This window comes from Cyanobium sp. N5-Cardenillas (assembly GCF_024345515.1).
In the GTDB taxonomy this organism is placed as follows: domain Bacteria; phylum Cyanobacteriota; class Cyanobacteriia; order PCC-6307; family Cyanobiaceae; genus Cyanobium.
This window is the reverse complement of record NZ_JAGQBG010000004.1, coordinates 1-19341: the sequence shown is the minus strand read 5'-3', so window position 1 is coordinate 19341 and position 19341 is coordinate 1. Positions and strand designations below refer to the sequence as shown.

Genomic DNA, 19341 nt, shown 5'->3' with positions numbered 1-19341 from the left:
CACTTCGACACAAGCTTCTGGCCGCTTCCCTCAATCCCAAACCCTTTCGGGCCTTGAATTATGGCAAGTCGGGGAAACCCTGGGTGGGGTGACCTAGACAAAGTTTAGGAACTGAAAACGAGTCCATCACAACATCCTCAGAACCGTCCTTCCTGCTCTTGCCAGCTCTCTGGACGTCTCTTTGGCTTTGATGGCTCACCTTGAGGTACCGATCGACCTTCGAGATGACAGGACCGTGGCCTGAGACAAATGTGCTTCCCAAACTTACGTTCGGTCGGCGCTCAGACATCACGATCAGTTGTGTCTCCCTGTTAGGAGGTGATCCAGCCGCACCTTCCGGTACGGCTACCTTGTTACGACTTCACCCCAGTCATCAGCCCCACCTTCGGCGTCCTCCTCCACAAGGGTTGGAGTAACGACTTCGGGCATGGCCAACTTCCATGGTGTGACGGGCGGTGTGTACAAGGCCCGGGAACGTATTCACCGCAGTATGCTGACCTGCGATTACTAGCGATTCCTCCTTCACGTAGGCGAGTTGCAGCCTACGATCTGAACTGAGCCACGGTTTATGGGATTAGCTAACTCTCGCGAGCTTGCAACCCTTTGTCCGTAGCATTGTAGTACGTGTGTAGCCCAGGATGTAAGGGGCATGATGACTTGACGTCATCCACACCTTCCTCCGGTTTATCACCGGCGGTCTCTCTAGAGTGCCCAACTGAATGCTGGCAACTAAAGACGTGGGTTGCGCTCGTTGCGGGACTTAACCCAACATCTCACGACACGAGCTGACGACAGCCATGCACCACCTGTCTCTGCGCTCCCGAAGGCACTCCCTCGTTTCCAAGGGATTCGCAGGATGTCAAACCCTGGTAAGGTTCTTCGCGTTGCATCGAATTAAACCACATACTCCACCGCTTGTGCGGGCCCCCGTCAATTCCTTTGAGTTTCACACTTGCGTGCGTACTCCCCAGGCGGAACACTTAACGCGTTAGCTACGACACCGAGGGGGTCGATTCCCCCGACACCTAGTGTTCATCGTTTACGGCCAGGACTACAGGGGTATCTAATCCCTTTCGCTCCCCTGGCTTTCGTCCATGAGCGTCAGTTATGGCCCAGCAGAGCGCCTTCGCCACTGGTGTTCTTCCCGATATCTACGCATTTCACCGCTACACCGGGAATTCCCTCTGCCCCTACCACACTCAAGCCTTGTAGTTTCCATCGCTGAAATGGAGTTAAGCTCCACGCTTTAACGACAGACTTACAAGGCCGCCTGCGGACGCTTTACGCCCAATAATTCCGGATAACGCTTGCCACTCCCGTATTACCGCGGCTGCTGGCACGGAATTAGCCGTGGCTTATTCCTCAAGTACCGTCATGTCTTCTTCCTTGAGAAAAGAGGTTTACAGCCCAGAGGCCTTCATCCCTCACGCGGCGTTGCTCCGTCAGGCTTTCGCCCATTGCGGAAAATTCCCCACTGCTGCCTCCCGTAGGAGTCTGGGCCGTGTCTCAGTCCCAGTGTGGCTGATCATCCTCTCAGACCAGCTACTGATCGTCGCCTTGGTGGGCCATTACCCCACCAACTAGCTAATCAGACGCGGGCTCATCCTCAGGCGAAATTCATTTCACCTCTCGGCATATGGGGTATTAGCGGCCGTTTCCGGCCGTTATCCCCCTCCTGAGGGCAGATTCCCACGCGTTACTCACCCGTCCGCCACTAGCCCGAAGGCTCGTTCGACTTGCATGTGTTAAGCACGCCGCCAGCGTTCATCCTGAGCCAGGATCAAACTCTCCGTTGTAGATCCAACCCTCTTGGCAAGCTCGCGCTCACCTCAGTTGAATTTGCCTCGTGCCATCCCCGCAGACTGGCGTCTACGGCAACGACTGGGCCACCATCGCTCTCGCGCTGGGTTCAAAGAGTGCACCGGGCGCTTCCTGGTTCGCTCCCCTTGCGGTGAGCTCACCTCTTCACTCCCTGTGACTTTCCCGAATCTCAGATCCGGTTCGCAACCAGTTGAACAGACAAAGGGCCTTCCATCACGGCTGAAATCACTCCCAGCCGATGGCGCCGCTCCAAGCCTCAGCGCGTCGTGAGAACGCACCTCAACTCCTTGCTTGCTTCAACCCGTCGCTTGTTTCTTTTGACGGGACCTCACACCTCCACCGCTCTTCGTCCGTTGCCTCCCCTTCCAGGGACTCCTCTCCCCCTCGCCGTAGCGATGGACACAGGCACTTTCGATTCGGCCGTCTACGGTCTCCCGCATTCGCTCCTCCTCAACAGTCGCAACCGACGCAGTGGAAGCGTCAGTTCCTAAACTTTTTTGGTTGTCCAGGTTCTACCGCTCCACCCCTTCCGGGGCTCTCGCGGCGCGTCGCCTCCCGGCGACTCAGAAAACCTACAACATCGTCGGCTCGCGCCTCTCGATCCCGTAAGCCTGCTCCCCGCTCGAGCTCTCGCTCTCTGGGGCGCAGTCCAAAATCATACCACCTGTGGGGGCGGAACCTCCGTCTCAAGCGCTTCCGCCCAGGGCATGAAGCGCTCCAGGATCTCCTGGCGGTTGGCCACCAGCACAGGGAAATCCGTCTGGGCCTGGTCGGTTCCGGCCAGCAGCCCCTGCGGGCTTGCTCCCAGCCAGCGCAGGGGACAGCCCAGTTCCTCCAGCACCAGCCAGGCCGCCGCCAGGTCCCAGATCTTCGGTGTGGCCTCCAGGGCCGCCATCGTCTGGCCCATGGCCACCGACACCAGGTTCAGGCTGGCCACGCCCAGCAGGCGGATCTTGCCGGGGAAGGGACGGTGCGGCAGTTTCTGAAGCACCCGGATCGATCGGCTGCAGAGGGAGGCACAGCCGGCGTTGTGCCCCTGCTCGGCCGGGGGCGGAATGGGCTTGCCGTTGCGCCAGGCGCCCTGTCCCCGGAGGGCCACGATCCGCTGCCGCAGCGGCGGCACGTCGAGGACCGCCAGCACCGGGACGCCGGCCTCGAAGCGGGCCATCGAGATCGCCCAGTAGGGAATTCCGGCGGCGAAGTTGGTGGTGCCATCGAGGGGATCGACCACCCAGTACGCCGGGGTGGCGGGCACCTGCTGCCGGCCTTCCTCGCTGAGCACCCCCTCCCCCGGGTACAGCTGCGCCAGCCCCTCCACCAGGGTGGCGTCACTCCAGCGATCACAGGCGGTGATGAAGGAGCCATCGGCCTTCAGATCGGGCTGGCTGTGGCCGAAATCGGCGCGTTGTCGCTCGGCGACCCGATCGATCAGGGCCTCCAGGCGGGGATCAAGCAGGTGCGGGGAAAGGGATGTCATCCGAGCTCCAGCTCCAGGACATGGCTGAGGCTGCGGGAGGTGTCCTCCCGGAACTGGCGCACATTGACACGGGCCAGCAGCACCAGGGCTGCCAGGGCCACCAGCAACTCCACACCCAATACGAGGGCGAAGGGCCCGTAAGGACCATCGCCCAGCGGCAGGGAGCGGCCGATGTCGTAAAGGCCGCCGCCGAGCAACTTTCCGATCGCCCGCGACAGGGCCTGGGCCAGACCCCAGACCCCGACGAAGGTGCCGGCGGCCTGGGGCAGGGTGAGGTCGAGCATCAGGCACAGGGCGCTGTTGGTGCCGATGCCGGCCGCCAGCCCGAACAGCACCATCACGGCCTGCAGAAAGGGGATCCTGGCCGTCAGCCCCGCCACAAGCAGCAGCAGCAGGGACAGGGCGATCAGCTGGCAACCGAGCCGGGCGGTGGCCATCTTCCCCAGTCGCGGCACCACCCACAACCCCGCCAGCAGCAGGCCCACCAGGGTGCCCACTCCCCAGAAGGCGTTGAGCTGGGCCGTGGCGGCGATCGGCATGGCGAAGACCTGGGCGCCGTAGCTCTCCAGCACCGGATCCTGCAGAAACAGCGCCAGGGTGAACAGGATCAGGAAGGAAAAGAAGATCAGCACCTGGCGGCTGGAGGTGATCAGGGTCCACGACTGCCGCAGGCCAATGGCGTCCTCCCGCCTGGGGGCTGTCCCGTCGCTGCGTTCACGCAGGGGCGACTCCATTCCCCAGGTGGCCACCACGGTGAGAAGCATCACGGCGGCGGCCACGATCGTCATGAAGCGGAAGAGGGTCGCCTGGAGCACCTCTGGATCGCTGACCCCATCCAGGGAACGCAGGCTCACGCCGATGGACACCGCACCGATGACGATGCCGACGGTGAGCATGCACCAGATGATGCTCACCGCACGGGGGCGTTCCTGTTCGCTGGTGCGGTCGATCACCAGGGCCAGATAGGGGGTGGTGGCCAGGGAGATCGCCAGGCCGTAGAGGGCGAACAGGCCGCAGAGGGCCGCGATGCCAAGGGCGAGGCCGGGCTGGCTGCCGTCCTGCAGCAGGCGTCCCACCTGGAAGATCAGGGGCACCGACAGCACCGCCAGCAGGCAGAACGCCGCCGTGCCGATCAGCACATACGGAACCCGGTGACGGGAGGCCAGGGGATGGGCATCGGAGATCTGGCCGAACAGCACCCGCGATGGGGCCACGAACTGCTCGAAGGCCAGGGCGCCGCCCACCAGCAGCCCGGGGAAACCCAGCTCGCTCAGCATGATCCGGTTGAGCAGACCGGAAAAGATCACCGCCAGGCAACCGAGACATCCCTGGAAGAGTCCGAGGCGCACGGTGGCGTGGAGGGTCAGACCGGAGCGTAGATGGGTCGACAACGGGCCTCAGGACCCCGGCGGCATGGCCTCGAGCCCGATCGGGCTGCCGGCACGGCAGGCCGGAATCAGGGGTTGGGGCTCCACCGGTATCTCAGCGGTCCCCGCCGGTCTGGGACTGGTGGCGGGAAGGGACTGGCGCTGGCAGAGGCCGACCTGGTCGAGGCCGGTGAAGCGTCGCAACCGGGCCAGGGCCTTGTTGTAGTCGGAGATGGCCGTCGACCAGCGCACTTCGGCCTGGGTGAGGTCGCGCTGGGTGTCCACCACCTCCCGCTGGGTGGTGACACCGGCCTGGAAGCGCAGGCGGGCCAGACGCAGGGATTCCCTGGTGGAGATCACCTCGCGGGAGGTGGTGGTGATGTTGCGGTTGTTCTTCTCCAGCTCGTAGAAGTTGGTTTCCACCTGCTGGCGGATGGCGTCGCGCTGCTGGGCGAATTCGAAGGTGCTCTGCTGGGCCACCTGCTTCTGGCGGCGGTAGTTGGCCCGGGCGGCACCCCCATCGAACAGGGTCCAGCTGAGATTCAGCCCCACCGTGTTCTCGACCGACCAACCCTCGTTGCCGAAGTTGACGCCGGGGGTGCTGCGGTTGGCGAACTGAACACCCCGCGTGCGGCCACCGGTGAGTCCGTAGGCGATGTTCAGAAAGGGCTGGACCTGGCCCAGGGCGGTGTTCGCTTCGCTGTTGGCGATGGAGATGTTGAGCAGGACGTTGTCGAGCTCCTCCCGGAAGGCGTAGGCCGCGATGATGCTCTCCTGCAGCGAGGGCAGCCAGGAGCCCACGACCCGCGACGGCTCCTTGGAGGTGGGCGTCACGTCCTGGGGCAGATCGAGCAGGGCGGCCAGGGCACGGCGGGCGATGGCCTGGTCGGCCAGGCCCTGGGTCAGCACCTGCTGGTCCCGGGCCAGCTGGGTTTCCGCCTCCAGCACCTCCAGCTTGGTGGCCACCCCGGCCTGGAAACGGGCCTTGGCATCCCGCAGGCTCACCAGGGACGAGCGCACCGATTCCTGGCCGATGCGGACGGTTTCGTCGGAGACCTGGAGGTTGAAGAAGGCCTCCGCCGCTTCCAGCCGTCGGGCCCGCAGGCCGATCAGGTACTGGTTCTTGGCCTGCTCGAACCGGTCACGGGCTGCGGCGATCTGCGGCGTGCGCGTGGGGTTGATCAGACCCCAGCTGGCCTGCAGCACCGCCGTCATCCGCCAGATGCTGGTGATCGTGTTGCCGGGCTGCTGGCCGGTACCCGTGAAGGCACTGCTGAACTGCTGACCGCCGGTGTAGGTGGGCAGGCTGTTGGCATTCAGCTGGATGGTCGGGTACCAGAGGGCGATCTGGGCCCGCAGGGCCGACTGGGCCTGCTCCACCTGGCTGGCGATCGCCTTGAGCTCGGGGTTGTTGACTTCGACCAGGGTTTCCACATCGGCCAGGCCGAGGGGCCGCAGTTCCCGGATGCGCACCTGGGCTGGCTTCACCGGCAGGGCCAGGGGATTGGGAGCCCGCAGATCCTTCAGGTCGGACGGCAGCTCCTTGGCGGCGGGAGCCAGCACGCTGGGGTTCGATTTCGGCCGTGATCCCTTGACCTCCGGGGCCAGGGGCAGGGCCTCGGGCGCAGGAACGACCGGGCTGGCGGGGGCCGGAGCCGGCTGGGCCCGCAGCGGCAGTGACTGGAAGCCAACCGACGGAAGCACCACCAGTGCCGCGAGCAGGAGTGGTTGGCGCCTCACGTTGGACCGTTCGCTTCCGCCCGAGCTTAAGCACCTCCCCGTGGGGTGCCGAGGCAGGCGGCCACCAGATCGTCCGCACCCCCCAGCAACCGGACCGGCACGGGCAGGCGGAGGCGCAGGTCGGCGAGGGTGGTGTCGTCCAGAAACACCTCCTGGCCTTCGCGCAGCATCACCCTGGGCAGCAGCAGTTCCTCGCCGAGGTCACGGTGGCTGAGCCCCTCAAGCAGGTCGGAGCCCGTGAGCAATCCGGTAACCACCTGCTCCTGGCCCCAGTAGGGGCTGGGCAGGCCGTGGAGCAGCAGTTCCAGCCCCTCGACCCGGTTGAGGCGCTCCACCACCGGCTGCAGCGCCTCGGCCACCAGCCGGCCCACCACCCAGCTGCAGCGGCGGCCGATGGCGATTCGGCTCGGCAGGTCCTGGGTGGCCCCCTCCAGCTCTTCGAGGAAGGCGCGGATGCTGCCGACGCCGTTCTCCTGCTGGGGCAGATCCTCGTAGCTGGCCCGGGGCGGCAAAGGCTGGCCGGCGATCAGAAACCACTCATCGGAGAGCCAGGCGAAGCGGCTGCCGGTGCTGGCCTGGAACGTCCGCTGCAGCGGCTCCACCCGGGCGATCACCGCCAGGGCCCCGTCCCGGTCGACCGGCCTGAGGGCATCGCCAGCGGGCCGGAAGCGCGTCAGGCCCACGGGAACCACGGCCGTGGAGAGCACCGCCGGCCAGGGCCCGGTGGCGAAACGGGCCAGATCGATGAGTGTGCGCTCGAGGGCCTCCCCGTCGTTCAGCCCCGGACACACCACCACCTGGGCGTGGATCTGCAGGCGCCGCTCGGCGAACCAGGCCAGCTGCTCCAGCAGCAGGCCGGCCCGCGGATTCACCAGCAGCCGGCTGCGCAGCTCCGGGTCGGTGGCATGGACCGAGACGAACAGGGGGGAGAGGCGCTGCTCCTCGATCCGGCTCCAGTCGGCCGGGGTCAGGTTGGTGAGGGTGAGGTAGGAGCCGTAGAGGAAGCTGAGCCGGTAGTCGTCGTCCTTCAGGTACAGGCTGTCTCGCCGCCCTGGCGGTTGCTGGTCGATGAAGCAGAAGGGGCAGTGGTTGTTGCACTGGCGCAGGCCGTCGAACAGGGCTTCGCTGAAGCCCAGCCCCAGCCCTTCATCCAGGTCCTTCTCCAGCTCCACCACATGCAGGGTGCCGTCGGGGTCCTCCACCTCCAGCACAAGCTCCTCCTCCCCCTGCAGCACCTGGACGTCGATCAGGTCCCGCGGCCGGACCCCGTTGATGCTGCGCAGGCGGTCACCGGGCTGGAACCCCAGCTCCTCGGCGATCGAGCCCGGCTCCACCGTGGCCACCAGCGCGGGCCGGGGTTGGGTGACGGGCCCGGCAAGGGCAAGGGAGGGCTCCTTCCACACGGGGGTGACGGCGAGGGCGACAGGACTGTGGCTTCAGTGTGGCGGCCCCTCCCCCTCAGGGGGTGACGCCCTCCAGCCCCCGGAACCCCAGCAGGATCACCAGTCCGAACAGGAGCCGGTAGATCACGAAGATCCAGGTGCTGTTCTGCTGCAGGAAGCGGAGCAGCCAGGCGATCGCCAGCCAGGAGACCACCGCCGCCGCCGCGATGCCCACCAGCATCGGAATCACACCGCCCGTTTGGACCGAGCCGAAGGCGGCCTTGAGCTCCACCAGCCCGGCCAGGGTGATGGCGGGAATGCCCAGAAGGAAGGAGAAACGCGCCGCGTCGGCCCGCTGCCAGCCATCGAACAGGGACGCCGTCAGGGTGCTGCCCGACCGCGACACGCCGGGGATCAGGGCCAGGGCCTGGGCCAATCCCACCAGCAGACCGTCGCGGGGGGTGACGGCCTCCAGCAGGCGGCGGCGGCGACCCACCAGTTCGGCCAGCGCCAGCAGCAGCGCCATCACGATCGAGACGATGGCGATCGAGGTCAGACTGCGCAGGGGGGAGGTCTCGTAGCTGGGCAGGAGCACCTTGATGGCCAGACCGGCCAGCAGGATCGGCACCGTGCCCAGGACGATGGCGACACCCAGCCGGGCCGACGGATCATTCCACTGGCCATGGCGGAAGGCGCGAGCCATGCCGGTGCCCACCTCGGCCAGATCCTTTCGGAAGTAGCCGAGCACGGCGGCGATGCTGCCCAGCTGGATCACTGCCGTGAAGGCCACCCCGGGATCCCCCCAGCCCAGGAGCACCGGGACCACCTTGAGGTGCGCTGTGCTGCTGATCGGCAGGAACTCCGTGAGCCCTTGAACGACCCCCAGAACGAAGGCGTGCCAGCAGGCCTCGACCAGGGGCAGAGCGGCGGCCGTGGCGACCAGCGGCATGGGGGGAGCCGATACTGCGGCTGACCCTATGGCCTGACGGGTCACGGAAGCACCCCCCCATCCCTTTAAGGTTGCACAACTTTCTTCACAACCAGGTGCTCGGGGTCCCACCCACCCTTTCGACCCGCCCCCCGGCCCTGCCGGGGCTGCGGGTCGCCGCTGCCGGCCCGGCCATCCCGTCCGTGGCCGTGCTGCCCCTGGCGGCCGCCCTTCTGGTCACCGTGCCGGTGTTCCTGCAGGCCCCCTGGGTGCGGGCCGCGCCCATGGCGGCGGCCCTGTTCACCCTCCCCCTGATGGCCCTGGCCCTGGTGCTGGAGCGCCGCGGCCAGGGCCAGTGGCAGCAACTGGGTGTGCTCCTGGTGGGTTTCTGCGGCAGCTGGCTGGGGGGCTGCCTGTTCTGGGGCTGGTTCCGGCTTCACCCGGTGATGCATCTGCCGATCGAGGCCTTCGCCCTGCCCCTGGCGGTGGCGGGCCTCGGGGGCCGTTGGCGACTGGCGGGTGCCTTCTACCTCGGATCCCTGCTCGGCACCGCGAGCACCGATGGGGTCATGGCCGCCGCCGGGCTCATGGACCTCTGGCCCCAGGTGCTCAACGCCCCCCTGGCCGAAGCGCCCCTGCTGCTGCAGGGTGCCGCCATCCAGGTGCTGCAGCCCTGGCCCCTGGCCCTCGTCGGCCTGACGGCCAGCCTGCTGGTGCTGATCTGCCGCCGCCTCTGGAGCCAAGGAGGCCCCTGGCGGGTCGCCGCCGCCGCCCTGGGAACCACCCTGGCCGTCGATGGCCTGTTTCTGGGCGCCGCCCTTCTGGCCCCCCACCTCAGCGGCCTGATCTGAAGATCTGCAAAAGCAACGCCGCCCGCCGGGGGAGACCAGGGGGCTTTCTGTAACCTTTCACGGGTGGTCTGCGGATCACCGCCCTGTCCCTGCCAGGGTCCCCTGGTTCTTTCCCTAAACGGAGTGTCGTGATGAAGCGGCTGCTTGCCTGGTTGATGAGTGGTGTGGTCCTGGCCGGTCTGCTCATGACCCTGGTTCTGCCCGGTGCCGCCCTCGCCGCGGAGCGCCGCAACGAGATCGACGACAAGCTCGCCGAGAGCGTCGGCAAGGTGGATCTCAACAACGCTTCGGTCCGCCGGTTCCAGCAGTACCCCGGCATGTACCCGACCCTGGCCGGCAAGATCGTTCTCGGCGGTCCCTACGACAGCGTCGATGACGTGCTGGCGCTGGACCTGACCGACCGCCAGAAGGAACTGTTCAACAAGTACAAGGGCAACTTCACCGTGACCCCGCCCGCGATCGCCCTCAACGAAGGCTTCGATCGCATCAACGACGGCGTCTACCGCTGAGCCTGCTGAGCTGGAGCCGGCCGCCGGCCGCCCCCCACTGGATCAACCATCTTGAAACCGCCGTCATCACGGCGGTTTTTTTGTGGGCGGCAGACGGTCGCCGCCCGTCCCATAGGCTCTCAACCACGAGGCACGGTGCAACGGGGTGAAGCAGCCGCTTGGATGAGCCGGATCCGCGCATGGCCTGCCACTGGGATGTGGTGGTGGTGGGCAGTGGCGCCGCAGGCCTGATGACCTGCCTGGAGTTGCCTGCCCAGCTGCGGGTGCTGCTGCTCAGCAAATCCAGCAGCCCACCGTCCGCCAGCCGCTGGGCCCAGGGCGGCATCGCCGCCGTGACCGGAGCCGACGACAGCTTCGCCAGCCACATCGCCGACACCCTCAAGGCCGGAGCCGGCCTGTGCGATCCGGAGGCGGTGGACGTGCTGGTGCGGGAGGCGCCGTCCTGCGTCGAGCGGCTGGTGCAACTGGGCATGGACTTCGACCGCACCCCCCAGGGCCTGAGCACCACCCTCGAAGCCGCCCACAGCCACCGCCGGGTGCTGCACGCCCAGGACCGCACCGGTGGCGCCCTGGTGGATGCCCTGGAACGGGAGGTGCGGCGCCGGCCGGGGCTGGAGCAGCGCAAGGGCATCCCCGCCCTGCAACTGTGGGTGGAGGACGGCCGCTGCGTCGGACTGCAGGTGCTGGAAGGCGACCGCCTGCGCTGGCTGCGGGCCGGTGCGGTGGTGCTGGCCAGTGGCGGCGGCGGCCATCTGTTTGCCCACACCACCAACCCGACCCAGGCCAGCGGCGATGGCGTGGCCATGGCCTGGAGCGCCGGGGCCAGGGTGCGGGACCTGGAATTCGTGCAGTTCCACCCCACGGCACTGATGCTGCCGGACGCCCCCCATTTCCTGATCAGCGAAGCGGTGCGCGGCGAGGGGGCGCGGCTCTTCGACGGGGCTGGCCGCTCTCCGGTGGCGCAGCTGGAGGGGGGCGATCTGGCACCGCGGGACCAGGTGAGCCGCGCCCTGGCCCGCTGCATGGCGGAGCAGGGGGTGACCCACCTGTGGCTCGACCTGCGGCCGGTGGGCCGCGAACGGCTGGACCGCCAGTTTCCGACCATCCTGCGCCGCTGCCGTGAGCTGGGGCTGGCGCCCTGCGACGCCCCGATCCCCGTGGCGCCGGCCGCCCACTACTGGATGGGGGGCGTCGGCACCGACCTGCAGGCCGCCACCAGCCTGGACGGCCTCTATGCCGTGGGCGAAGTGGCCAGCACCGGAGTCCACGGGGCGAACCGCCTGGCCAGCAACTCCCTGATGGAATGCCTGGTCTTCGCCCGCCGGCTGCGCCATCTGTGCCCCCAGCCGCTCCCCCCTGAGCCGCAGGGCACGGCCGCCGCCGCACCGCGGCTCAGCCAGGCGGAGCTGCAGGCCTGCCCGGACGAGGCCAGTCTGATGGCGTCCATCGGCGATCTGCGGCAGTTGTGCTGGCAGGTGGCCGGGGTGGAGCGGCGCGGGGTGGATCTGATCGACGCCCTGCGCCGGGTCCGCAGCCAACGCTCCGGCCATGAGCGTTCCCCCCTGCTGCGCCGGGCCCATGATCTGCCGCCCGACCAGGAGCTGCAGCTGACGCCGGACCAGGGCCGCCGCCTGCTGCTGCTGCAGGATCTGCGCCAGAGGCTGGTGCTGGCGGAGCTGCTGATGGAGGCCGCCGCCTTCCGGGTGGAGAGCCGGGGCGGCCATCACCGCACCGATGCCCCGACCCCCCAGCCGTTCTGGCGGTGTCACACGCTGCAGGAACGGGGACGGTCCCCCTTCACAGGCCCGGTGGGCCAGGCCTGAACGGAACGCCTCAGTTGGCGGGGGCTGCAGGGTCCTTGAAGCCGCTCAGGGCGGCGAGCTGGGCGAGGGTCTTCTGGCCGGAATCCAGCTGGCCCTTGATCTCCCAGGTGGGGAAACCCTGGATGTTCTTGCTGGCGCAGAGCGCCGCCTGGCTGTTGCGGCCATCGGGAGCGCACTCAATGATCTTGAGCTTGGCCGTGGCCTCCTTGCCGAAGAGTTCCTTCTGGTCATGGCAATGGGGGCACCAGTAGGCCGAATACATCACCGCGCCGGTGGCGGTGAGGTGCTCGGCGAGGGCCAGGGTGGCCGGGGTGCTGGCGGCGACCACCGGGATCGGCATGCCGGGGCCCGTGGTGGCCTCGGGGCGGTTGAGGGAGGTGGCCCAGCCCAGCCCGATCAGGCCGACGGCCAGGGCGGTAAGCACGCCGCGGAAGATGAGGGCGCCAGTGTCCTCCCATTCCCCTCCGATCAGGCTCAGCACGAACAGCGTCAGGCTGATCGCTGCCGACATCAGGCAGAAGGTGCAGAAGGCCTTGATCTGAAAGGCCATCACCCCCACCAGCACCAGGCTGAAGATCGCCATGCCGGCGCTGAGCAGGAACAGGCCCCACCAGCTGAGGCCATTGACGCGGGTGCGGGCCTCACCCGTGAGCAGCAGCGGCAGCAAGGCCATCACCAGCACCGACGCGTAGGCCAGGAAGCCGAACAGGGACAGGGGCTGGCCGAAGACACTCCCCCAGGGGCTGTTGAGCACCTTGTCGCAGCCTTCGGCCCCACCGGGGCAGCTGAGGTTGCCGATCACGCCCCAGCGGTTCAGCGTGATCGCGGTGGTGTCGATCACGCCGATGGTGGCCAGCACGGCCATCACCACCCGCGCCCAGCGCCGCCCCGGCTCGGGTCGGCGGCGGGTCGTGAGGCGACTGGCGAGGCGGGTGGAAGTCACAGGCACGGTCGTTTCGTGGGGCGATTCTCGCAGCCGCGGGGGCTTGCATAGGGTGGACATCGGCGTTTGCGCCCACGCCCTGGTGCCGGAACGCCGGCCCGTTCCCCTTTCCACCCGCAGCAGCATGTCCCCCCAGCCCAGCCGAGAACGGCCCACCGTGGCCTTCACCCACCTGGGTTGCGAGAAGAACCGGGTGGACACCGAGCACATGCTCGGCCTGCTGGCCGAGGCCGGATACGGCGTCAGTGCCGACGAAAGCGAGGCCCGGGTGGTGGTGGTGAACACGTGCAGCTTCATCCAGGACGCGCGCGCCGAATCGGTGCGAACCCTGGTGGAACTGGCCGAGCAGGGCAAGGAACTGATCATCGCCGGCTGCCTGGCCCAGCATTTCCAGCAGGAGCTGCTCGAATCCCTGCCGGAGGCGCGGGCGATCGTCGGCACCGGCGACTACCAGCACATCGTGGAGGTGCTGGAGCGGGTCGAGGCCGGGGAGCGGGTCAACAGGGTCAGCGCGGTGCCCACCTTCGTGGGCGACGAACACCTGCCCCGCTACCGCACCACCTCCGAAGCGGTGGCCTATCTGAAGGTGGCTGAGGGCTGTGACTACCGCTGCGCCTTCTGCATCATCCCCAGGCTGCGGGGCGACCAGCGCTCCCGAACGATCGACTCGATCGTGGCCGAAGCCCACCAGCTGGCTGCCCAGGGCGTCAAGGAGCTGATCCTGATCAGCCAGATCACCACCAACTACGGCCTGGATCTCTACGGCAAACCACGGCTGGACGACCTGCTGCGGGCCCTTGGGGAGGTGGAGATTCCCTGGATCCGGGTCCACTACGCCTATCCCACCGGCCTCACCGAGCCCTTGCTCGCCGCCTACCGGGACGTCCCCAACGTGCTGCCCTACCTGGACCTGCCCCTGCAGCACAGCCATCCTGAGGTGCTGCGGGCCATGAACCGTCCCTGGCAGACGGGGGTCAACGGCGACCTGCTGCAGCGGATCCGCGAGCAGCTGCCCGACGCCGTGCTGCGCACCACCTTCATCGTCGGATTTCCCGGGGAGACGGAGGAGCATTTCGAGCATCTGCTGGCCTTCGTGGCCGAGCAGCGCTTCGACCACGTGGGTGTGTTCACCTTCTCCCTCGAGGAGGGCACCGCCGCCGCCGACCTGCCGGATCCCGTGCCCGTCGAGGTCGCCAGCGAGCGGCGGGACCGGCTGATGGCCCTGCAGCAGCCGATCGCCGCCGCCCGCAACGGCGCCTGGGTGGGCCGGATCGTGGATGTGCTGATCGAGCAGGAGAACCCTTCCAGCGGCGAGATGCTGGGCCGCTGCGCCCGCTTCGCCCCTGAGGTGGACGGTGAGGTGCACGTCAGCCCCGGCGAGGGCGGACTCTGCGCCGCACCCGGGACGATGGTGCCGGTGCGGATCACCGCGGCCGACACCTACGACCTGCGCGGCGAGGTGGTGGGAGCCGGCGCGATGGTGCGTGAGGCCCAGGCCGCCACGCGGAGCCGGGCTTGAGCCCCGGCCGCCCAGACGGCTGGCTGCAACGGCACCAACGCCCCCTCTTCCTGCTCGCCTCCGGCCTGAGCACCTCCGGATCCTTCGCCGGGCTGACGGCCAAGGGCTGGATCCTGATGGCCGGCACCGGCAACCCGCTGCTGCTGGCCCTGCACTTCGCCGCCCTGGCCCTGCCCAGCCTTCTGGTCAGCGGCCGGGCGGGGGTGCTCACGGATCAGCTGGGCTGCGAAACCATGCTGATCCGTTCCCAATGGGGGCTGTTCGGCGGGGCGGCCCTGGGGGCCCTGGCCATTCCCCTGCTGCAGGGAACGGGGCAGGTGGTCCTGCTGCTGCTGAGCACGCTGGTGGTGGGCGTGTCCAGCTCCTTTGAGCTCACCGCCCGCAGCAAGTACTGCTCCCTGCTGGTGGAACGGCCGGAGCAGGTGGCGCCCTACCTGGCCAGCTTCTCGGTGGTGTTCAACGTCGGCAAGCTGGTGGGCCCTCCGCTGGGGGGCTGGCTCGTGGCCCTCTCCGGACCCGCCATGGCCCTGGCGATCGATGCGGCGTCCTACCTGCTGCCGATCGCCACCGTGATCTGGTTGCTGCGGCCCCACCGGGAACTGGAGCAGCGCAGCGCCGTGGGTGACGGGGCCAGCCTCGGCGCCGCCTGGCGGGACTGCGGCTCCACCCTGCGCCACGTGCTTCGCTTCACCACCGTGGCCTGCCTGGTGGGCTTCTTCCATCCGGGCCTGGCCCCCCTGATCGCCGCCGAAGTGATCGGGCCCTCGCCGCAGGCCCTCGGCCTGTTCACCAGTGTGCTGGCGGCCGGCAGCATCGCTGGCGGTGTGGTGCTGCAGCGCAACAGCCTGGCCCTGAGCGAACGCCCGGTGCTGCTGCTGGGGGGCTGCGCCGTGGTGGTGGCCCTGGCCCAGCTGGGGATGGCGGCGGCCTCCAGGGGCCCGCTGGCGCTGGCGATGGCCCTGTTGATCGGCGCCGGCACGGCCGGCCTGCTGGCCGGCTCGAGCCTGATCCTCCAGGTGGGGGCACCCATGGCCCTGCGCGGCCGCATGGCCGGTCTGGGGCAGATCGCCTTCCTGGGTGGCGGCGGGGTGAGTGGCCTGCTGGCCGCCGCCCTGGCGATGACCCTGGGACTGCAGGCCACGTTCGCCCTGCTCGGCGGTCTGGGGCTGGTGGTGGGGGTGCTGGAACTGGGCAGGAACGGAGCCCTGCGGCTCAGATCAGCCTGACGCCCTTGAGCACGACCGTGGCCAGGAAGGCGGCGGTGAGCCCGCCACCGACGAGCGCCAGATAAATCACCACACCCACGGCCGCTGCTGCGAGGAACGGGATCATTACAGCAGAGGATCCGCCCCCTCCCACCCCCATGGCCCGGGAGAAGGCGGTAGAACGACCTGACATTTCCCGAAACCTCCTAGGGTTGCGGCGCAGCGGAACCTGCTCAAGACACCCCTTCCACTGCCGCGCAATCGCCCACGGCCCTTCCACAACGCACCTGCAGCATGCGCACCCTCTTCATCTACCCCGAATTCCCGAAGACGTTCTGGAGCTACGAAAAGATCCTTGAGCTGGTGAACAGGAAGGTGCTGCTTCCGCCGCTGGGGATGGTCACCGTGGCAGCGCTGCTGCCCCAGACCTGGGAGATGAAGCTGGTGGATCGCAACGTCCGGGAGGTGACCGAAGCTGAGTGGAACTGGGCGGAGCTCGTGGTGATCTCCGGGATGATCGTCCAGAAGGCCGACATGGCCGCCCAGATCGCCAAGGCGAAGCAGCGGGGTCTGCCGGTGGCGGTGGGTGGCCCCTTCGCCAGCTCCACCCCCGACGCCCCTGAACTACAGCTGGCCGACTTCAAGGTGCTCGACGAGGGTGAAATCACCCTGCCGATGTTCATCGAGGCCATCGAGCGTGGCGACCGCCAGGGACGTTTCAGTGCCGATGGCGAAAAGCCGGACGTCACCGGCACCCCCATCCCCCGCTTTGATCTGCTCGAACTGGACGCCTACGACTCCATGTCGGTGCAGTTCTCGCGGGGCTGCCCGTTCCAGTGCGAGTTCTGCGACATCATCGTGCTGTACGGCCGCAAACCCCGCACGAAGGCCCCCGAGCAGCTTGTCGCCGAGCTCCAGTACCTCTACGACCTGGGCTGGCGGCGTTCCATCTTCCTGGTCGACGACAACTTCATCGGCAACAAGCGCAACGCCAAACTGCTGCTGCCCGAGATCAAGCGCTGGCAGATCGCCCACGGCTATCCCTTCAGCTTCGCCACCGAGGCCTCGGTGGATCTCGCCGCCGACGATGAAATGATGAAGATGATGGCGGAGGCCCGCTTCGACAGCGTCTTCCTCGGCATCGAGACGCCCGATGAGGCCAGCCTCGAAACGGCCGGCAAGCTGCAGAACACCCGCAGCTCGCTGGAGGAATCGGTCGACCGGATCACCGCCTACGGCATCCGGGTGATGGCGGGCTTCATCATCGGCTTCGACGGTGAAAAGCCGGGCGCCGGCGATCGGATCGTGGAATTCGTCAGTCGCACCGGCATCCCCGCCGCGATGATGGGCATGCTTCAGGCCCTGCCGAACACGGGTCTCTGGCATCGGCTGGAGAAAGAGGGCCGTCTGGTGCAGGAGAAGACCGACGCCAAGGGCGTCAACCAGACCAACCTGCTCAACTTCGTTCCCACCCGGCCGATCCGCCAGATCGCCAACGAGTACGTGGATGCCTTCTGCCGCCTCTACGAACCCAACGCCTACATCGACCGGGTCACGCACTACTACCTGAAGATGGGCCAGCCCCGCTGGCAGCAGTTCGTCCCGGCGGCGGCCTTCGGCAAGGCCAGTCTGCCCAGCTGGACGGATGTCCGCGCCCTGCTGATCGTGATCTGGCGTCAGGGCCTCAAGCGCGACACCCGCGGCCGCTTCTGGCGTTCCCTGCTCACCATCGCGCGCCGCAACCCCAACAACCTCGAGCAGTTCCTGGTGACCCTCGCCCACAACGAGCACTTCCAGGAGTACCGGGGCGTGGTGACCCGGGAAATCCAGGACCAGCTCGCTGCCCTGCCCCCGGAGCCGCCCGAAGGGTCCCGCGCCACCAGCCGCGAACTGCAGCCTGCCTAGCCCGGAGTACGTTTGATCTGCTGCCGAAGAGGCGCAGTGATGCGGCAATCACAGGTCACGAACACTGGGCTGACCAGGCTTTTTCTCCTGGCGATGATCGGAGGCGTGGGCCTGCTGGTGCTGGGGTTGAGTCGCTGGGACACGATCGGCCCCCAGTGGATGATCTGTCGCCATCGCGATGACCCCACGGGGCAGATCGATTTCAGGGTGGATGTGGGCAAGGGCGACGACCGTGTCCGCTTTGCCGACGGCCAGACCCTGCCAGTGAAAACCTCCCGTGATCAGATCACGTTTCTGGAGAAGGAGTCGAACAACTTCCACCTCTCCGACAATGACGGTGATGAGGTCGCGATGGGCCACGCCCCGACTCGGGAGCAGCTTCCCGGCATCGCGGCGCTGAAGCCCCCGACGGTGCGGCATCCGGACCAGCACCACGACGTGGAGCCCCACACCACGATCGACCGTCGGGCCCTGACCTGCCAGGAAAACGCCATGCAGAAAGGCGGCGGGCGCGGAGCCTTGATGATGGATGGCCGCTGCCGGATCGTGGCCTCCGCCTGAGCCCGTCTAGTCCTGCTCGTAGGGCAGGCCCTGCAGCAGGCAGAGCTCGGCCTTCTGCAGCTCCCGGCCCAGGTACAGGGCATGGTCGAGCCGCGACAGGGGATGGGGCCCCTCTCCCTCGGTGAGGGCGATGCCGAGCTCCTTGGCCGTGCGGCCCCGGTAGGTGGCCAGCGGCGGGCGCGGGTCGCTGCCCCGGCAGCTGATCACCTCGCCGGTGTCGGGGTCGGTGGCCAGACCCCGCTCATCGATGCCGTTGGCGTAGTGCTCGGCCACCAGCTCACCGGCAGCGGCATCCACTTTGATCAGGAAGTAGCCCGACGGGTCGAGGGCGATGAAACGCTGGGAGAGCGCTTCATCCAGGCTCAGGCGCGGGCACGGGTCGCGGTGCATGGGGGGGATCGTAGGCAGCGGTGAAGGGGAGCTCCGCGTTCATCGCCGCAATCGCCTGGTGCATCTCCTGGTTGGCGCCCGGCAGCCACTCCCGCAGGATGGCGTCGAAGCGGGGGTCATACCAGCGGTGCAGGCTGGCCCGGGGCTGGGCCACGAAGCCCCGGCGCCGCTTGTGGCTGCCGCCGGCCCCGGGATCGAAGCTCTCCAGGCCCCGCCCGATCGCCCAGGCGATCGGGGCGTAGTAGCAGACCTCGAAATGCAGGTTGTCGAGCTCGATGTCGCTGCCCCAGTAGCGGCCCCAGAGGCCGGTGGCATCGTGCACGCACAGCGACATCGCCAGGGGCTGCATCGGCTCGCCCCGATGGGCGCTGAACAGCACCAGGTGCTGGCGCAGGTCGGTGGCGGCCGCCTGGAAGAAGGACTCGGTGAGGTACTTGCTGCCCCAGGGCCCCCAGCGGCTGCAGTGCTGCTCATAGAACCCGTGCATCCGCTCCAGCAGCGGCGGCGGGATGTCCTCGCCCGCCAGGGGGGTGACCGTGAGCCCCGCCGCCGCCACCGAGCGGCGCTCGCGGCGGATGTTGCGCCGCTGGTTGGCATTGAAGCTGGCCAGATAGGCCTCGAAGTCGGCATGGCCCGGGTTGCGCCATTCGCTCTGCTGGTTGATCCACAACGCACAACCGGCCGCTTCCGCCAGGGGCTGCCAGGCGGGATCCACATAGAGGAAGTTGCAGCTGAGAATCCGCTGTCGCCGGCAGAAGCTGTCGATCTCGGCCAGCATCAACGCCGTCAGGGCGGCGGCGTCCTCGCCGGCGGCGACATGGAAGCGGTAGCCCTGCACCGGACTCACCGGGCTCATGCCGACGAGCTTGGGGTAGTAGCCCAGGCCCAGCTGGCCGGCCAGCTGGGCAAAGGACTGGTCG

At 67.8% G+C, this 19341-nt stretch carries 16 protein-coding genes and 1 rRNA gene; 7 read left to right on the top strand and 10 right to left on the bottom strand.

All coding sequences use genetic code 11. The features are described from left to right. Positions 1-311: 311 nt before the first annotated feature. The 6 genes from KBZ04_RS00695 to KBZ04_RS00670 form a co-directional block, all read right to left on the bottom strand. A 16S ribosomal RNA gene (locus KBZ04_RS00695) occupies positions 312-1796 on the bottom strand. A gap of 680 nt (positions 1797-2476) precedes the next feature. Then, positions 2477-3298, bottom strand: a complete 822-nt coding sequence (locus KBZ04_RS00690) for an inositol monophosphatase family protein (protein WP_254989997.1) — start codon at positions 3296-3298, stop codon at positions 2477-2479. Beyond that, the gene (locus KBZ04_RS00685; protein ID WP_254989996.1) at positions 3295-4689 is read right to left on the bottom strand and encodes a BCD family MFS transporter; all 1395 of its coding nucleotides are present in this window, start codon (positions 4687-4689) and stop codon (positions 3295-3297) included. The genes KBZ04_RS00690 and KBZ04_RS00685 overlap by 4 nt, the downstream gene beginning before the upstream one ends. A gap of 6 nt (positions 4690-4695) precedes the next feature. Then, positions 4696-6405 carry a TolC family protein gene (locus KBZ04_RS00680; RefSeq protein WP_254989995.1) on the bottom strand — a complete coding sequence of 570 codons (1710 nt, stop codon included), beginning with the start codon at positions 6403-6405 and terminating at the stop codon, positions 4696-4698. 26 nt (positions 6406-6431) lie between these two features. Then, complete coding sequence (locus KBZ04_RS00675; protein WP_254989994.1) at positions 6432-7808, bottom strand: TIGR03279 family radical SAM protein; 1377 nt, start codon at positions 7806-7808, stop codon at positions 6432-6434. A gap of 55 nt (positions 7809-7863) precedes the next feature. Beyond that, the gene (locus KBZ04_RS00670) at positions 7864-8736 is read right to left on the bottom strand and encodes an undecaprenyl-diphosphate phosphatase (RefSeq protein ID WP_254989992.1); all 873 of its coding nucleotides are present in this window, start codon (positions 8734-8736) and stop codon (positions 7864-7866) included. A gap of 95 nt (positions 8737-8831) precedes the next feature. On the opposite strand from KBZ04_RS00670, the gene KBZ04_RS00665 reads away from it, so the two are divergent. The 3 genes from KBZ04_RS00665 (at position 8832) to nadB (ending at position 11898) form a co-directional block, all read left to right on the top strand. Beyond that, complete coding sequence (locus KBZ04_RS00665) at positions 8832-9566, top strand: DUF3120 domain-containing protein (RefSeq protein WP_254989991.1); 735 nt, start codon at positions 8832-8834, stop codon at positions 9564-9566. Between the two features lie 131 nt (positions 9567-9697). Further along, on the top strand, positions 9698-10075 hold the full coding sequence (gene psbU, locus KBZ04_RS00660; RefSeq protein ID WP_254989990.1) for a photosystem II complex extrinsic protein PsbU: 378 nt from the start codon (positions 9698-9700) through the stop codon (positions 10073-10075). 179 nt (positions 10076-10254) lie between these two features. Next, positions 10255-11898, top strand: coding sequence for an L-aspartate oxidase (gene nadB, locus KBZ04_RS00655; RefSeq protein WP_254990007.1), 1644 nt, complete (start codon positions 10255-10257; stop codon positions 11896-11898). 10 nt (positions 11899-11908) lie between these two features. Here nadB and KBZ04_RS00650 read toward each other — a convergent pair whose 3' ends face one another. Next, on the bottom strand, positions 11909-12841 hold the full coding sequence (locus tag KBZ04_RS00650; protein ID WP_254989989.1) for a vitamin K epoxide reductase family protein: 933 nt from the start codon (positions 12839-12841) through the stop codon (positions 11909-11911). A gap of 124 nt (positions 12842-12965) precedes the next feature. On the opposite strand from KBZ04_RS00650, the gene rimO reads away from it, so the two are divergent. Together rimO and KBZ04_RS00640 are read left to right on the top strand one after the other, a co-directional pair. Then, complete coding sequence (gene rimO, locus KBZ04_RS00645) at positions 12966-14360, top strand: 30S ribosomal protein S12 methylthiotransferase RimO (protein WP_254990006.1); 1395 nt, start codon at positions 12966-12968, stop codon at positions 14358-14360. Beyond that, a complete protein-coding gene (locus KBZ04_RS00640; RefSeq protein WP_254989988.1) occupies positions 14357-15586 on the top strand; it encodes an MFS transporter in 1230 nt (409 codons plus the stop codon). Before rimO ends, KBZ04_RS00640 begins: the two co-directional genes overlap by 4 nt. Here the strand turns inward: KBZ04_RS00640 and KBZ04_RS00635 are convergent. Beyond that, positions 15573-15692: a cytochrome b6-f complex subunit 6 gene (locus tag KBZ04_RS00635; protein ID WP_216910333.1), complete on the bottom strand. Its 120-nt coding sequence runs from the start codon at positions 15690-15692 to the stop codon at positions 15573-15575. The genes KBZ04_RS00640 and KBZ04_RS00635 overlap by 14 nt on opposite strands. Positions 15693-15859: 167 nt before the next feature. Between KBZ04_RS00635 and KBZ04_RS00630 the strand changes: the two genes are divergently transcribed. Next, on the top strand, positions 15860-17470 hold the full coding sequence (locus KBZ04_RS00630; RefSeq protein WP_254989987.1) for a B12-binding domain-containing radical SAM protein: 1611 nt from the start codon (positions 15860-15862) through the stop codon (positions 17468-17470). 93 nt (positions 17471-17563) lie between these two features. Next, on the top strand, positions 17564-18031 hold the full coding sequence (locus KBZ04_RS00625; protein ID WP_254989986.1) for a hypothetical protein: 468 nt from the start codon (positions 17564-17566) through the stop codon (positions 18029-18031). A 6-nt stretch (positions 18032-18037) separates the two neighbouring features. Here KBZ04_RS00625 and KBZ04_RS00620 read toward each other — a convergent pair whose 3' ends face one another. Then, positions 18038-18421, bottom strand: coding sequence for a DUF4346 domain-containing protein (locus KBZ04_RS00620; protein ID WP_254989984.1), 384 nt, complete (start codon positions 18419-18421; stop codon positions 18038-18040). Then, the coding region (locus KBZ04_RS00615) for a GNAT family N-acetyltransferase (protein WP_254989983.1) at positions 18384-19341 on the bottom strand (958 nt) is incomplete at its 5' end. The genes KBZ04_RS00620 and KBZ04_RS00615, both read right to left, overlap by 38 nt.